The 276-nt window shown below is 63.4% G+C and carries 1 protein-coding gene; it reads left to right on the top strand.

All coding sequences use genetic code 11. The features are described from left to right. Window positions 1-276: condensation domain-containing protein (locus tag KVP70_RS33660; RefSeq protein WP_217946770.1), on the top strand; the 276-nt coding region annotated here is incomplete at both ends.

The following is a 276-nucleotide window of genomic DNA, read 5'->3' as shown; positions in this document are numbered from 1 at the left end:
TGGCGCTGAGCAAGGAGATCGCGCTGCAGGCGCTGGAACACCAGCAATATCCGTTCGAGCAGCTGATCGAGGAACTCGACCTGCCGCGTCCGGCCAACCAGTTCCCGGTCACGCCGGTGCTGTTCAACGTGCTCAACTTCCTCGACGAACAGCTGCCGCTGGAGAACGGCGCGGCGCATCATTCGGAGGCCGAACTCGATGTCAAGGTCGAGTTCGAGCTGACGGTGCAGGAGCATGCCAACGCGATCGCCTTCACCTGCCAGTACCGCAGCGCGC

Origin of the sequence: Duganella violaceipulchra, assembly GCF_019166075.1 — a bacterium.
Classification (GTDB): Bacteria; Pseudomonadota; Gammaproteobacteria; order Burkholderiales; family Burkholderiaceae_D; genus Rugamonas; species Rugamonas violaceipulchra.
This window is presented reverse-complemented; position numbering and strand designations above follow the sequence as displayed.